Here is a 762-nt window from a genome sequence, read left to right as displayed (position 1 = left end):
CTTGAGGACGATGAAGACCTCCTTGGCCTGGGAGGCGATCTCCGGCGCGCCGCCGGCACCGGGCAGCCGCACCTTGGGTGAGTCGTAGGCGCCGATGACGGTGGTGTTGATGTTGGCGAAGCGGTCGATCTGGGCGGCGCCGAGGAAGCCGACGTCGATCCGCCCGCCCTGGAGCCAGTAGCGGAAGATCTCCGGCGTGCCGACCACGGTGTCGGCGGTCAGCGCGAGGTCGCCGTCGCCGATCGACAGCGGCAGCACCGTCGGCTTGGCGCCGATCGGCCCCGATTCATAGATCAGCACGACGTCCGGCGCATGGGTCAGCCGGGCGAGGTTGGCGGCGGTGGAGGGCAGGCCGATGCCGACGAAGCAGACGGTGCCGTCCTTCAGCAGGCGGCTGGCCGCCACCGTCATGATCTCGGTCGCGGTGAAGTCTTCGGAACCCATCACACGGCCTCCTTCATGATCTGGGCCATGCTTTCGGCCAGCACGCGGCGGAAGCCGGCGAAATCGTCGGTGTCCAGCACATGGCGCTGCATCCAGGCCTGGAAGGTCTCGCGCGAGCGGGCGATGGGATCCCAGGCCTTGTAGAAGCGGTTGTCGCGCTCCGAATAGCCCTGCGCGTAGGACGGATAGGCACCGCCGGGGACAGGGCAGACGGCCGACAGCGCCCAATAGGGCAGCACGCAGGCGTTGGGCGGAGCGTCCAGGTCGTCGACGATCTCCTCCACCGTGACGATGGAGCGCTTGGCGGCCAGCACCGCC

General features: G+C 68.8%; 1 protein-coding gene and 1 pseudogene. Both read right to left on the bottom strand.

Annotated features, from left to right (window positions below; genetic code table 11):
• The coding region (locus tag TSH64_RS22130) for a CoA-transferase (protein ID WP_282188117.1) at window positions 1-444 on the bottom strand (444 nt) is incomplete at its 3' end.
• A pseudogene (locus tag TSH64_RS22125) lies at window positions 444-762 on the bottom strand (CoA transferase subunit A); the annotation flags it as partial. The gene TSH64_RS22130 and the pseudogene TSH64_RS22125, both read right to left, overlap by 1 nt.

Source organism: Azospirillum sp. TSH64, from assembly GCF_003116035.1.
In the GTDB taxonomy this organism is placed as follows: domain Bacteria; phylum Pseudomonadota; class Alphaproteobacteria; order Azospirillales; family Azospirillaceae; genus Azospirillum.
The sequence above is the reverse complement of the archived record's forward strand: the minus strand, read 5'-3'. Positions and strand labels throughout refer to the sequence as shown.